This is a genomic window from Pseudomonas sp. FG86 (assembly GCF_057808775.1).
Genome location: NZ_JBMDIS010000011.1, coordinates 17,141 through 30,833, shown reverse-complemented (window position 1 = coordinate 30,833; position 13,693 = coordinate 17,141). Strand labels below are relative to the sequence as shown.

General features: G+C 61.2%; 9 protein-coding genes. 2 read left to right on the top strand and 7 right to left on the bottom strand.

Going from position 1 to position 13,693, the window contains the following annotated elements:
- Window position 1: 1 nt before the first annotated feature.
- The 4 genes from cyoB to hmpA all read right to left on the bottom strand — a co-directional run bounded on the left by cyoB (window position 2) and on the right by hmpA (window position 5,675).
- Complete coding sequence (gene cyoB / locus ACODSV_RS10025) at window positions 2-2,020, bottom strand: cytochrome o ubiquinol oxidase subunit I (protein ID WP_024077338.1); 2,019 nt, start codon at window positions 2,018-2,020, stop codon at window positions 2-4.
- A gap of 3 nt (window positions 2,021-2,023) precedes the next feature.
- Complete coding sequence (gene cyoA / locus ACODSV_RS10020) at window positions 2,024-2,965, bottom strand: ubiquinol oxidase subunit II (RefSeq protein ID WP_041161019.1); 942 nt, start codon at window positions 2,963-2,965, stop codon at window positions 2,024-2,026.
- A 790-nt stretch (window positions 2,966-3,755) separates the two neighbouring features.
- Window positions 3,756-4,262 carry a disulfide bond formation protein B gene (locus ACODSV_RS10015; RefSeq protein WP_024077340.1) on the bottom strand — a complete coding sequence of 169 codons (507 nt, stop codon included), beginning with the start codon at window positions 4,260-4,262 and terminating at the stop codon, window positions 3,756-3,758.
- 231 nt (window positions 4,263-4,493) lie between these two features.
- The gene (gene hmpA / locus ACODSV_RS10010) at window positions 4,494-5,675 is read right to left on the bottom strand and encodes an NO-inducible flavohemoprotein (RefSeq protein WP_102624124.1); all 1,182 of its coding nucleotides are present in this window, start codon (window positions 5,673-5,675) and stop codon (window positions 4,494-4,496) included.
- A gap of 146 nt (window positions 5,676-5,821) precedes the next feature.
- Here hmpA and norR point away from each other — a divergent pair, with 146 nt between their 5' ends.
- The gene (norR, locus tag ACODSV_RS10005; protein ID WP_024077342.1) at window positions 5,822-7,366 is read left to right on the top strand and encodes a nitric oxide reductase transcriptional regulator NorR; all 1,545 of its coding nucleotides are present in this window, start codon (window positions 5,822-5,824) and stop codon (window positions 7,364-7,366) included.
- A gap of 312 nt (window positions 7,367-7,678) precedes the next feature.
- Here norR and ACODSV_RS10000 read toward each other — a convergent pair whose 3' ends face one another.
- Window positions 7,679-8,581, bottom strand: a complete 903-nt coding sequence (locus ACODSV_RS10000; RefSeq protein WP_150056068.1) for a DMT family transporter — start codon at window positions 8,579-8,581, stop codon at window positions 7,679-7,681.
- A gap of 138 nt (window positions 8,582-8,719) precedes the next feature.
- Between ACODSV_RS10000 and ACODSV_RS09995 the strand changes: the two genes are divergently transcribed.
- A complete protein-coding gene (locus ACODSV_RS09995) occupies window positions 8,720-9,595 on the top strand; it encodes a helix-turn-helix domain-containing protein (protein WP_024077344.1) in 876 nt (291 codons plus the stop codon).
- On the opposite strand, the gene ACODSV_RS09990 is transcribed toward ACODSV_RS09995, so the two are convergent.
- Both ACODSV_RS09990 and ACODSV_RS09985 read right to left on the bottom strand, forming a co-directional pair.
- Complete coding sequence (locus tag ACODSV_RS09990; RefSeq protein WP_150056069.1) at window positions 9,592-12,099, bottom strand: LuxR C-terminal-related transcriptional regulator; 2,508 nt, start codon at window positions 12,097-12,099, stop codon at window positions 9,592-9,594. The genes ACODSV_RS09995 and ACODSV_RS09990 overlap by 4 nt on opposite strands.
- Window positions 12,100-12,325: 226 nt before the next feature.
- The gene (locus ACODSV_RS09985; RefSeq protein ID WP_024077346.1) at window positions 12,326-13,693 is read right to left on the bottom strand and encodes a DUF1329 domain-containing protein; all 1,368 of its coding nucleotides are present in this window, start codon (window positions 13,691-13,693) and stop codon (window positions 12,326-12,328) included.

Here is a 13,693-nt window from a genome sequence, read left to right as displayed (position 1 = left end):
TTTAAGCCTGTTCCAACGAGGTTTCGACACGGTTGGCCGGGATTTTCTTCTCGGCGACCAGACGAGCGTGCTGCTCGGCTTCGATGCGCTCGATCGTTTCGACCGGCACCATGTAGCCTTGATCATCACGTGCAGCGTGGACAATGAAGTAGCCGATGGTGCCCACCAGGCTCACGATTGCCAGCCACCAGATGTGCCAGATCATCGCGAAACCGAACACGGTCAACAGCGCGCCCATCACCACGCCAGTGGCGGTGTTGCTTGGCATGTGGATCGGTTCGTAGTGCTTAGGTTGCTGGTACGCAGTACCGTCTTCCTTGGCTTCGGTGAACGCATCGATGGTGGTCGCAGTAGGAATCACAGCGAAGTTGTAGAACGGTGGTGGCGACGAGGTCGACCATTCCAGGGTGTGGCCGTTCCATGGATCGCCCGACTCGCACATGTTCTGCTTGCGATCACGCACGCTGACATACAGCTGGATCAGCTGGCAGGCGATACCGACCGCGATCATCAGCGCACCGAACATGGCGACGTACAGGTACGGCACCCACTCAGGGTTGGTGGTGGCGTTCAGACGACGGGTCATGCCCATGAAGCCCAGTGCATAGAGCGGCATGAACGCGACGAAGAAGCCCGAGATCCAGAACCAGAATGCAGCCTTGCCCCAGCCTTCGTGCAGCTTGAAGCCGAACGCTTTCGGGAAGTAGAAGCTGAAGCCAGCGATGTAACCGAATACCGCACCGCCGATGATCACGTTGTGGAAGTGCGCGATCACGAACAGGCTGTTGTGCAACACGAAGTCAGCACCCGGGATGGCCAGCAGTACGCCGGTCATGCCGCCGATGGCGAAGGTCACCATGAAGCCCAGGGTCCACAGAACCTGGCTGGTGATACGCAGACGGCCGTGGTAGATGGTGAACAGCCAGTTGAATAGCTTCACCCCCGTCGGGATGGAAATCAGCATCGTCGCCAGGCCGAAGAAGGCGTTGACGCTGGCCCCCGAACCCATGGTGAAGAAGTGGTGCAGCCACACCATGAAGCCCAGTACCGAGATCGCGCCAGAGGCGTAGACCATCGAGTGGTGACCGAACAGGCGCTTGCCGGTAAAGGTCGAGATCACTTCGGAGAAGATACCGAACGCTGGCAGGATCAGGATGTACACCTCAGGGTGACCCCATGCCCAGAACAGGTTCACGTACATCATTGGATTGCCACCAAGTTCATTGGTGAAAATGTGGAAATCCAGGTAACGGTCAAGCGACAGCAGCGCCATGGTAGCGGCCAGGATCGGGAACGAAGCCACGATCAGTACGTTTGCCCAGGTGCAGGTCCAGGTGAAGATCGGCATGTCCATCAGTTTCATGCCAGGGGCGCGCATTTTCAGGACGGTGGCCAGGAAGTTGACCCCCGTCAGCGTCGTCCCCAGTCCTGATAACTGTAGCGCCCAGATGTAGTAGTCCACACCCACGCCCGGACTGTACTGAATGCCCGACAATGGCGGATACGCAACCCAACCGGTCTTGGCGAATTCGCCGACGCCCAGGGAAACGTTGATCAGCACCACGCCGGAAACCAGCAGCCAGAAGCTCAGGGAGTTCAGGAACGGGTAGGCAACGTCACGCGCGCCGATCTGCAGCGGCACTGCAAGGTTCATCAGGCCGGTGAAGAATGGCATCGCCATGAAGATGATCATGATCACACCGTGAGCGGTGAAGATCTGGTCATAGTGTTCAGGTGGCAGGTAGCCAGGCGAACCCTCGGTGGCCATGGCCAACTGGGTACGCATCATGATGGCGTCGGCAAAACCACGCAGCAGCATGACCATGGCAACGATGATGTACATCACGCCGATTTTCTTGTGGTCGACCGACGTCAGCCACTCGGTCCACAGGTAGGTCCACTTCTTGAAATAAGTGATTGCTGCAAACAGTGCCAGACCACCCAGCGCGATCATGGCGATGGTAATCATCACAATCGGCTCGTGGAACGGGACCGCATCCCAACTTAATTTACCAAACATCGTTTACTCCTCTGCCCCAGCAGTTGAATGCGAGCCCGTGTCAGAACCTTCAACCGCAGCCACTTCTTTCTTCTCGTGCTTGACCGGCTTGCCTGGTTTCATGCCTTCGTACTTGTCGACGATCTTCTGAAACAGGTCAGGCGTGTAAGCGGAGTACAGCGCGACAGGGTTGTTCTGGCTTGGTTTGGCAAGGGCTTCGTATTCAGCTTGATCAAGCTGTTTAGGTGCGGCCTTGACTTCGGCTACCCAGGCGTCGAAATCTTCCTGGCTCGTCGAGATCGCTTTGAATTTCATGCCGGTGAAGCCAGCGCCGCTGTAGTTGGCGGAGATGCCTTCCATTTCAGCTTTCTGGTTGGCGATCAGGTGCAGCTTGGTCTGCATACCTGCCATCGCGTAGATCTGGCCGCCCAGGGCTGGGATGAAGAACGAGTTCATCACGGCGTCGGAGGTGATCTTGAAGTTCAGCGGGGTGTGCTCCGGGAACCGGATCTGGTTGACGGTGGCGATACCCAGGTCCGGGTAGATGAACAGCCACTTCCAATCCAGCGCGACCACTTCGATATTGATCGGCTTGGCGTCCGATTCCAGCGGACGGTATGGGTCCAGCGCATGGGTGGACTTGTAGGTCACATAACCCAGGGCAATGATGATGAGGATCGGGACCAACCACACCGCGATTTCGATCTTGGTGGAGTGCGACCACTTCGGCGCGTAGGTGGCGCTGGTGTTCGACGCGCGGTATTTCCAGGCGAAGGCGAAGGTCATGATGATCACGGGGACCACGACCAGCAGCATCAGCAGGGTGGCGGTGATGATCAGGTTTCGTTCATCCAGACCGACCTGTCCTTTTGGGTCGAGCAAGGTCCACTTGCAGCCTCCCAGCATTAACATCATGCCAAGCAGCGGCAAAAAGCCTAGTAATCGGGGGTACCTGTTTTTACTCATCTCACGACCTCTAAAGCAGCTTGCGCAATGCAGTTGGGTTTTGATCGCCAACACTTCACCCTGCCAAGGGTTGGCATTTCTCTTCGATTGAATAAGAGCCTGCCCGCGCGCCCTAATCGGACGTGTCACGGACCTGCGGTGAGTTCTTATTCGATTTCGTGGTTAAAGGCCTTGTTACAGACCAATTCCATTTGGTGCGGATAGTTGAAAGGCTGCCGGAACCTGGGGTCGCACAGAGCCATCCATCTGCCCCTCGACCGCTCCAATGCTCAAAGTTTGAACAGCACCGGACATTCAGTGCGGGCGATTGTAGTTAGCTAGCGATGTATAAACCATGTCTTATAAAGAAATAATTTTTATTGATTCCAGCAACAATCCTTCACCAATATCGCAAAGGTTCGCGATCTTATCGCGTTAGATTCTCAACAAAAACCACAAAAATTGCCGTGTTATTGGGCAAAGCGCCACACCCCGCCGCCTCCACAAAGGCCTGCAAATCGCATCCAAGTCCCCATAAAACAAGGCATTCACAGAGCCCTCAAAGGCTTGGACGGCGCGACATTCGCGGGGTCGCCCAGACGACGAACTGACAGCATAAATTGACCGCCTGGCGCAAATTTATGCGACGGTTCAACGCGTCAGAAATGTCCTGCGACAGCTTCTGTGTGACAACATGTCGCACGCTGCCCGCCGTCAAAATTGTCCGGCGTCACTGTCCTTTCACAAATCCCTACACACAAAAACGCCCCGGCCTTCTTTCAAAAGGACCGGGGCGTTTTGGTCGATAGGCTCAGGCTGCGCGCTTGCGGTTCCGGTATATGCCCAGGGGCACCAGGATTACCGTCAGCACGAACGCCACCAGCGCCCATTGCGCCAGGGACAGGCCAAGGATCGGCGGGTAAGGCGTGCTGCAGAAGCCGTCGACCTGGAAGCCCAGGGGGAAGACCTTGGCCAGGGGCAGGTCGTCGACGATCGGTTGCAGCACATCGACGCCACAGCTGACTTGCGGGAAAAATTGGGTGTACACATGATGGCCAGCCGCCGCCACCCCACCGAGGGCGCTGAGTACCACCAGGCCTTCAAACAGCGTGATCGCGCCCTTGGTGCGCATCGCCGCGCCGATAAACGCAAAAATCGCAATCAACAGCAAGGCGTAGCGTTGCAGGATACACAGCGGGCAAGGCGCCTCGCCCAACACCACTTGCATGTATAACGCGCCGCCGATCAGCGCCAGGCAGATGATGCCCAGCAACACCAGAAAGCGCCGCTCCCTGCCCAAACGCATTTCGTCACTCATCTCCGTATCCCTTTGCCTGATTGTGGTTGGCCTGATGGCCGCAAGTTTACACACAGAGAGTGGTTTAAACAGAGAGGGGTTAACGGGGGATTAATCGGGAGGAATGGAGAACTGAATGTGGGAGGGGGCTTACCCCCGATGGCGGTGTGCCAGCCACCGATAAGCTGACTGATCCACCGCTATCGGGGGCAAGCCCCCTCCTACATCTTGAGCAGTGTTGCGCTGGAGATGTTATTCCAGGGCCGCCGCCGGGCCGAAGAATTCATAGCGGCTTTGTTGCTCAGGCACACCCAATGCCTTGAGGTGGCGCTTGATCGCCGCCATGAAGCCTTTAGGGCCGAGGAAGTAGGCATCCAGGTCGCGCTGCTCGGGCAACCACGCCGCCAGTTGCTCCTGGCTGAGCAGGCCGACCTTGTCCGCCGCCGGGCTCACGCCATCATCCTCGTCATAGCAATAGAAGCGCTTGAGCTGCGGGTGCTTGACCGCCAAGGCGTCCACCCACTCCCGAAACGCATGCACCCCGCCGTTACGCGCGCAGTGGATAAAGTGCACCGGGCGCTCGGTGGCCAGGGCGGCCTCGAGCATGGGCAGCGTTGGCGTGATGCCCACCCCGCCACTGATAAGCACCAGTGGTTTATCGCTGGCGGCCAGGGTGAACTCACCGGATGGCGGGAACAGGTCAAGGGTCGCCCCCACCTGCAACTGGTCGTGCAGGTAGTTGGACACCCGGCCACCGGCTTCGCGCTTGACGCTGATACGGTACTGGCCGGCATCGCTCAAGGCCGACAGGGAGTAATTGCGGCGCACTTCCTCGCCATCCAGGTGTAACGTCATGCCGATGTATTGGCCTGGCGCGGCCGCGAGAATCGGGGCGTTGTCCAGCGGGGCAAAATAGAACGACGTGATCTCGGCGCTCTCGTCCACGCGCTTGACCAGCTTGAACGGCCGCGCACCGCGCCAGCCGCCCGGCGCCTGGGCTTTCTCTTCGTAAATGGCCGCTTCGGCGCCAATCAGGATATCCGCCAACTGGCCGTACGCAGCGCCCCAGGCACTCATGACCTCAGGGGTGGCAATTTCGCTGCCCAGTACTTCGGAAATGGCACGCAGCAGGCACGCGCCAACAATCGGGTAGTGTTCCGGCAGGATCTGCAAAGCCACGTGCTTGTTGATGATCTTGGCAACCAGGTCGCCCAACTGATCCAACTGGTCGATATGCCGCGCGTACATCAATACGCCGTTGGCCAGAGCGCGAGGCTGGTCGCCGCTGGCCTGGTGGGCCTGGTTGAACAGCGGGCGAACCTGCGGGTACTCGGAGAGCATCATGCGGTAAAAATGGGTGATCAGCGCTTCGCCGCCGCTTTCCAGCAAGGGCACGGTAGATTTGACGATGGCACGGTCTTGGGCACTAAGCATGGAGCCTCCTGGGCTTCTTTACTGATTGCCATGGAGTACTCAGTATTCGTGCCAACTAATAAAACGTTTAAATTCAATAGCTTAAATTACGCGTAGTCAGTATGACCTCCTACACCTTATAGTCATAAGGACTACAAGGAGTCATTATGACTGCGCAATCGCTGCTCACCACCCTGCTCCCCCTCGTCGCCGACCTGTCCCGCGAACTCCCCGAAGGCGAGCGTTACCGTCGCCTGTTGCAAGCCATGCGCGCCTTGCTGCCCTGCGACGCCGCCGCGCTGTTGCGCCTGGACGGTGAGTCGCTGGTACCGCTGGCGGTAGACGGCTTGAGCGCCGATACCCTGGGCCGACGTTTCAAGGTCAGCGAACACCCGCGTTTCGCCGTGCTGCTCGGCAGCCCCGGCCCGACGCGTTTCGACAGCGACAGCGAATTGCCCGACCCCTACGATGGCCTGGTGGACGGCCTGCACGGGCACCTCGAAGTTCACGACTGCATGGGCTGCCCGCTGTTTGTCGATGATCGCCCTTGGGGCCTGCTGACCCTGGACGCCCTCGACACGGAGCGCTTCGAGCGGGTCGAGCTCGACGCCCTGCAAGCCTTTGCCAGCCTCGCCGCCGCCACGGTCAACGTCGCCGAGCGCATCGAACGCCTGGCCTTGCGCGTGGAAGACGAACAACAGCGCGCCGAAATCTACCGCCAGGCCAGCGGCCAGCAGCACAAGGAAATGATCGGTCAGAGCAAGACCCACAAGCGCCTGGTGGAAGAGATCAACCTGGTGGGCGGCAGTGACCTGACGGTGCTGATCACCGGCGAAACCGGGGTCGGCAAGGAGCTGGTGGCCCAGGCGATCCACGCGGCATCGTCCCGCGCCGACAAACCACTGATCAGCCTCAACTGCGCAGCACTGCCGGAAACCCTGGTGGAGAGCGAGCTGTTCGGCCATGTGCGCGGCGCCTTTACCGGCGCATTGAACGAGCGCCGGGGCAAGTTCGAACTGGCCAACGGCGGCACCTTGTTCCTGGATGAAGTCGGCGAGTTATCGCTGAGCGTGCAGGCCAAGTTGCTGCGCGTGCTGCAAAGCGGCCAGTTGCAGCGGCTGGGCTCGGACAAGGAACATCAAGTGGATGTGCGCCTGATCGCCGCCACCAACCGCGACCTGGCCGAAGAGGTCCGCAACGGCCGCTACCGCGCCGATTTCTACCACCGCCTGAGTGTGTACCCACTGCAAGTGCCTGCCCTGCGCGAGCGCGGGCGTGATGTGTTACTGCTGGCCGGCTTCTTCCTGGAGCAGAACCGCTCACGCATGGGCCTGGGCAGCTTGCGCCTGACCAGCGACGCCCAGGCGGCGTTGCTGGCTTATAACTGGCCGGGCAATGTCCGGGAGCTGGAACACTTGATCGGGCGCAGCGCGCTGAAGGCCCTGGGTAACTGTCGCGAGCGTCCGAAGATTTTGAGCCTGAGCGCCCAGGACCTGGACTTGCCAGGCGTCAGCGCGCCCCAGGTCGAAGCGCCAGCCGATGCCGCCCCCCTCGTCAGCGGCGACCTGCGCCAGGCCACCGAGCACTACCAGCGTCAAGTCATCAACGCCTGCCTGGAACGCCACCAGCACAATTGGGCCAGCGCCGCCCGTGAACTGGGGCTGGACCGCGCCAACCTCGGGCGAATGGCCAAGCGCCTTGGAATAAAATAGCCAGGTCAACGTTTATCAAATGCAAAATAACCTATTGATTAATAAGGATTAAAATCTTTATCAAACGACCGAACTGTGTGGCAAGCAAGCTGCTGTGGCGAGCGGGCTTGCCACAATGCCAGTCAGTTAAGCGTGCATCGCCTTTTGTAGGAGCGAGCTTGCTCGCGAAAAACGTCAACGATAATGCGTGCTTCCTGAATGAACGCGGCGCCTGTGAGTTCTTCGCGAGCAAGCTCGCTCCTACAAAAAAAGCCTTCACTGACTGGCATTCGGGCAAGCCCGCTCGCCACGTTAGCGGGACCGCCTACATTGTTAGACGGCGTTCGCCTTGAGGGCAGGGCTCATAGGCCTGGGCTTACGGAACACCAGCACATTCCCCAGCATCACCAGCACCAACCCCGCCAACGCCGGCAAGGTCCACTGATACCCCTCGGCAAAGGCCGACACATTCAGCGCCACCACCGGGAACAACACCGTGCAATACGCCGCACGCTCCGGCCCCATGCGCCCCACCAAGGTGAGATAGGCGGTAAAGCCGATCACCGACCCTGGGATCACCAGGTACCACAACGCGCCGATATACCGCGCACTCCAGTCCATTTCGAACGGAATGCCGCGCACCAGGCAGTAGGTCGCCAGCATCAAAGAACCATACAACATGCCCCAGGCATTGGTGGTCAACGGCCTGAGCCCGGCCTTCTGTTGCAGGCTCGACAGCATATTGCCGGCCGAGAAACACATCGTGCCGAGCAGCGCCAGGCCCAGGCCAAGCAACGTCTGTGGGCTGGCGGTATGCCCCACCAATTCCGGCCAGAACAACAGACCCAGCCCCAGCAAGCCAAGGGCACCGCCCATCAAGACATTGCGCGCCACGCGCTGGCCAAAGAACACCCGGGCATTCAGGGCGTTCCACAGCGTAGCCGTGGAAAACACCACCGCCACCAACCCGCTGGGGATCCATTGGCTGGCGGTCAGGAAACACATGAAGTTGACGCAAAAAAGGCACAGTCCCTGGGCCAGGCAGATCAGGTGCCCGCGCCGGTTCATCACCTGCAACTTACGGCTGAGCAGCAACAGGGCAAACAGCACCAGCGCCGCCAGGCCGAAGCGATAGACGATCGACACGGGGATCGCGACAACGCCCAATTGCCACTTGAGGGCGATCCAGGTGGTACCCCAGATCAGCACGGTGAGTAAATACAGGAAAAGGTTCATGGCGGGCTCCGGTGGTTGAGCCACAGTGTCACCTTCAACCACGCACGGGCACTTGCACAATCTTGCGCTTTTGTCGGCCCGAGTGATCACAGCGCCAGCCCGGCGGAGTAGGATGCAAGGCGTCGGAGAGTACACACCATGCCAGCACTGGAATCCCTGCACGTCTTTCAAGCCCTCAACCGCTCGCCCAACGCACGCCTCGAAGCCTGCGCCGAGCTGGGTGACGGCGTGTCTGCGGCCCTGTGGAGCAACCATCACGACGCCCAGGACTACCAGGCGCCCAGTCATCACACACTGTCCTGCTACATCGGCGGCGGCACTGGCACCTTTCGCCGCGAGCAGCCGGGCACCAAGGGTGGGCCGGACAAGTTGTGCATCCTGCCGGCTGAGCACCAGTCGGCCTGGGTGATCAATGGTGAAATTCGCCTGGCCCATGTGTACTTCAGCCCGGAGCAATTTGCCCTCGGCTGCGTCACCCTGCTTGACCGCGAACCGCGCACATTGCAATTGCGGGAAAGCACCTTTCTCGAAGACCCCAGCCAGGCCCGGCGCTTTCACCAGTTGATCGCCCTCAACTGGCAAGAGCCTGCCGAGCGCCTGCTGACCAGCAGCCTGGCCCATGAAATGCTCAGCCACACCCTGCTCAGCCAGGTCGGCGTGCGCGATGGGCTGCACTTGAAGGGCGGCTTGGCGGCCCACCTGCGCCGACGCCTGGTGGAGTACATCGAGCATCACCTGGAAGACCCGATCAGTCTCGGCCAATTGGCCGGGATGTGCGCCCTGTCGGAATATCACTTCGCGCGGATGTTTCGCCAAAGCTTCGGCTTGCCGCCCCATCAATACCTGCTGGCGCGCCGCCTGGCCCGTGCGCAAACCCTGTTGCGCGGCGCCAGCCTGCCCCTGGGCGAAATTGCCTTGGCGTGCGGGTTCTCCAGCGCCAGCCACTTCACCCACCGCTTTCGCCAGGCCCTGGGCGCGACACCCGGGGAATATCGCCAGGCGTTCTGCGCCTAGGCCATCAAGCCCAACGTCTTGGCCTTGGCCACCGCCTGGGTGCGCCGCTCCACCCCCAGCTTGCTGTGGATACGCCGCGCGTGGGTCTTGACGGTATGCAGGGAGATAAACAGCCGATCGGCAATTTCCAGGTTGGAATTGCCCAGGGCGATCAGTTGCAGTACTTCCAGTTCGCGCTGGCTCAGGGGGTTGTCCGTCGCGCTTGTCGCAGATGCCTGTGGCTCCAGGCCCAGTTCACTGAGCAGGCCGGGCGAACGCAAACGCAGTTCACGGATCGCCTGCTGCACCTGGCAGCGCGCCGCCAGCTCCAGGCCCGCCTGCAACGAGCGACGGGCCAACGCTCCGTCACCGAGTTGCCAGGCCACCTCCCCCAACACCAGCTGCAATTCGGTTTCCAGGCACAGCATGCCGCGTTGTCGGGTGGTCTCCAGCAACGCATTGAGCCGCGCGACCGGTTGGTCGGCACCGCCCAGTTTCACTTCCGCCAGCACCAACAGGTATTCCAGGCGCGGGATCAATTCCAGGGTGGCCGGCGGTGCCTGCTTGGCATTCGGCCCGCGGAAGTGGCGCAGCACCCGGCGCACCGCTTGCGCCGTCAACTCGGCGCGGCCCTGCTGCAACCAGAAATGCCCGCTGACCAATAGCAACACCGCGCGATACACCGTGTCCGGTACCTGGCGTTGTTGCATCAGGCGCTCAGCCTCGCGCAGCTGGATAAAGGCCTGGGCGTAATCGCCGCGGTTGGCCGCCAGCAGCGCCAGGCCGAGGAAGCCGTACAACACGCGCTTGTCCTGGCTGTGCAGGCACATCGTCAAGCCTGTCTCGAAGCACTCGGCCGCCAACGCGTCCTGCCCCTGGCGCAACGCCAGGTGCCCACGGCGCAGCGCGATGCGCCCCACCAACGGCCCAGCCTTGAGGTGTTGCTGCAGCAACATTGCCTGCACGCTCTCCAACAGGCTCTGCGCCCGGTACGGTGCACCGCGCTGTTCCAGCAACTGGGCGTGATCCAACTCCAACAGCGCCTCCAGCAACAACGAGCCATGGGCGCGGGCCAGGCACAACGCTTCGCGATTCAGGGCCTGGGCCACGTCCAGCTCGCCACGCAGCAAGGCTTGCTGGGTCAACCCCGACAGGCACATCAGGCGCGATGTCCATGCACTGTCGGGCAAGGCTTGCAGCGCCTCGAGGAAATGCTCGCGGGAGCGTTCGGCATCGCCCCCCAGGTGCAACAACCAACCCCATTGCGCCTGCCAGCGCGCCAGCAAGTGCCGCTGCGCCGCCGCCGTGGGTTGCGGGGCGAAACGCGCCAGTTGATCGATGCATAACGCCGCCTGGTCGAAACGCCCGGCAAACAGCAACGCCGCCGTGACCAGCCCCACCAATTGCGCGGAACACAGCATCAGTTCATCGCCATGCTGCTCATGCAGGCGCAACAGCAGCACGGCGTTCTGTTGGCGGAACAGGTCTTCGAAACTGAAGTGCTGCAACAGGCTGACCGCCACTTCGTACTCTTCGGCCAACAGCGCCTGTTCGAAGGCAGCTTGCCAGTCGCTCTGGGCGCTGAACCACTGACAGGCGCGCCGGTGCCAGGAGCGCTTGGCCGGCCAGGGCTCATCACGCAGCAATCGCGCCAGCGGCGCAAACACCTGCAGCCAGTCGGTGGCATCTTCACAGGGCTGGATAAACGCGCCGAGGGCCTGCAATTCGCGCAGGTAGTGCGCGCCATCACCAAAGCCGAACAGGTGCTCACACAAACTCACATTGAAGCGCGGCAGATGGGCCAGCACGCGCCAGGCTTCGGCCAGTTCCGCCGGCAAGGTGCTGAACAGTTCGTGTTGCAGGTAATCGAGCAAGGTCTTGTCGGGATGACCGTCGCCCAGCAGCGCGATACGCACCCCGGCGCACCAGCCGGCGCTGAAGTGCAGCACGTTCTCGAGCGTCTGGCCGGGCGCCTGGCTGAGCAGTTGCTGGATCTCCTCGGCGTTGAACCCCAACTCGGCGCCGTTGCATTCCAACAGCTCATCATCGAGCAGCAACCGTGGCCAGTTGCACGCCGGACGCCGCCGCGCGCCCAGCCACCAGGTCAGCGCCGGGCTACTGGCGCTGAGCAGGCGGTCGAGCAAGGCATCCAGTTCGGGTGCGGGCAGGCGGCAGAAATCATCCAGGAACAGCCACGCAGGCGTTTGCCAGCGGCTGAGGTCCAGCAGTAGCGTGGCTTCGTCGGTAAACCCCAGGCCAAGGTTTTGCGCCAGACGCTGGCAGAGTTCGATGGGGCTGAGCACGACACCATTGAGCGCCATCCAGTAAACCTGGCACCCCGCCGGCGCCTGCAACGCGCACTCGGCGAACAGCGCGCTCTTGCCACTGCCACCCGGCGCACACAACAACTTGACCCGAACCTGCGCCGCCAGCAACGGCTCGGCCAGGCGTGGGCGCAACAGATGGTGGGCGGACAGCCGTGGCATGAATCCAGGACGGTCCAGGCAGCGTGTCATGGCGGTCATTGCTGCATCCTGCGTTTTTATTGTTATGCAACTTGATCCCTACCCTAGTCCTGTGGGCGGCGGTTGTTGAAGAAGTATTCAGCGCACTGATTAATAGCCATGCACAAAACCCAATGTGGGAGGGGGCTTGCCCCCGATAGCGGAGTGTCAGCTACAGATAGCTGACTGATACACCGCCATCGGGGGCAAGCCCCCTCCCACATTGGGATTGCATTTCAAACAGGCATCAGCGCACGCCTTCAGACCTCAAGGCCGCCGGTGTGTAATCCGCCGCCTTCGCCGCGAAGCCGAACACGAAGCTGCTCTTCTCCTCGTTCTTCATGCCCAGGGCGATGTAGCGCCCGGCGATGATGTCGTACAGGGTTTCCACGGTGTACGCCGGCACCTGATGGTCGTAGTAGAACTGCGCATGCCCCTCGGCGACGCGCCACAACTGGCCACGGCCGTCGTAGTGATCCACCAGCGCCACCTGCCAGCTGTCTTCGTCGATGTACATGTGGCGCTTGGCGTAGATGTGCCGCTCGCTCGGCTTGACGGTGCCGACCACTTCCCACACACGGTGCAGCTCATAGCGGGTCAGGTCCTGGTTGATATGCCCGGCCTTGATGATGTCGTCGTACTTGAGGGTCGGCGAATCGAGCTTGTAGCTGTTGTAGGGGATATACATCTCTTTCTTGCCCACCAGTTTCCAGTCATAGCGGTCGGGGGCGCCGGAGAACATGTCGAAGTTGTCGGTGGTGCGCAGGCCGTCCGACGCCGTGCCCGGACCGTCATAGGACACTTGCGGCGCACGCCGCACACGGCGTTGGCCGGCGTTGTAGATCCAGGCCAGGCGCGGCTCCTTCACTTGGTCGAGGGTCTCGTGCACCAGCAGCACGTTGCCCGCCAACCGCGCCGGCGCCGTCACCGATTGCTTGAAGAAACTCAGTACGTTGGCCGCCTTGGCCGCGTCGATATCCGGGATCGCCTGGGGCACCGCCACTTCTTCCTCGAAGCGGATTGGCGTGTAGCTGCCGTTGGTCTGCGGGGTGGCCTGGGTGATGATGCGCCGCAGGTTACCGCCGTGGTAACGGGTGATGTGGTTCCACAGCACCTCCACGCCATTCTTCGGAATCGGGAAGGCGTAGTAACGGTTACCGGTGAAGTTTTCCAGGCCGTTGCCGTCGTTGATCGCATGCACGTTCAGCGCGCTGCGCTTGATCGACTCGTAGATGTCCGGCGGCAGGTTCACCGTGCGGTGGCTGGGGTACACCGGGATCTTGTAAGTCTCGGGGTAGCGCTTGAACATCGCCACCTGGCCATCGGAGAGTTTGTCCTTGTACTTGTCCACCGTCGCGGCGGTGATCACGAACAGCGGTTTTTCGTTGGCGAACGGGTCGGCGAGGAAGCCTTTGCTGTCCACGGCACCGGCGTTTTTCGGGATACCGCCGGTCCAGGCCGGGATCGAGCCGTCGGCATTACCGGCTTTTTCCGCGCCGACGGGGGTAAGCGTGGTGCCGAGCTTGGCGGCTTCCTCGGGCGATACCGCGGCCATCACGTTGGCGGCCAGCAGGCTGAGGGCCAATACGCCACATTGCAGAATCATCTTGCGCAT

What these genes read in the sequence shown, in the direction of transcription:
- ACODSV_RS09990 (WP_150056069.1), bottom strand. Translation starts at nt 12,099, where the DNA reads ATGACCGCCATGACACGCTGCCTGGACCGTCCTGGATTCATGCCACGG.
- ACODSV_RS09995 (WP_024077344.1), top strand. Translation starts at nt 8,720, where the DNA reads ATGCCAGCACTGGAATCCCTGCACGTCTTTCAAGCCCTCAACCGCTCG.
- ACODSV_RS10015 (WP_024077340.1), bottom strand. Translation starts at nt 4,262, where the DNA reads ATGAGTGACGAAATGCGTTTGGGCAGGGAGCGGCGCTTTCTGGTGTTG.
- cyoB (WP_024077338.1), bottom strand. Translation starts at nt 2,020, where the DNA reads ATGTTTGGTAAATTAAGTTGGGATGCGGTCCCGTTCCACGAGCCGATT.
- norR (WP_024077342.1), top strand. Translation starts at nt 5,822, where the DNA reads ATGACTGCGCAATCGCTGCTCACCACCCTGCTCCCCCTCGTCGCCGAC.
- cyoA (WP_041161019.1), bottom strand. Translation starts at nt 2,965, where the DNA reads ATGAGTAAAAACAGGTACCCCCGATTACTAGGCTTTTTGCCGCTGCTT.
- hmpA (WP_102624124.1), bottom strand. Translation starts at nt 5,675, where the DNA reads ATGCTTAGTGCCCAAGACCGTGCCATCGTCAAATCTACCGTGCCCTTG.
- ACODSV_RS09985 (WP_024077346.1), bottom strand. Translation starts at nt 13,693, where the DNA reads ATGCGCAAGATGATTCTGCAATGTGGCGTATTGGCCCTCAGCCTGCTG.
- ACODSV_RS10000 (WP_150056068.1), bottom strand. Translation starts at nt 8,581, where the DNA reads ATGAACCTTTTCCTGTATTTACTCACCGTGCTGATCTGGGGTACCACC.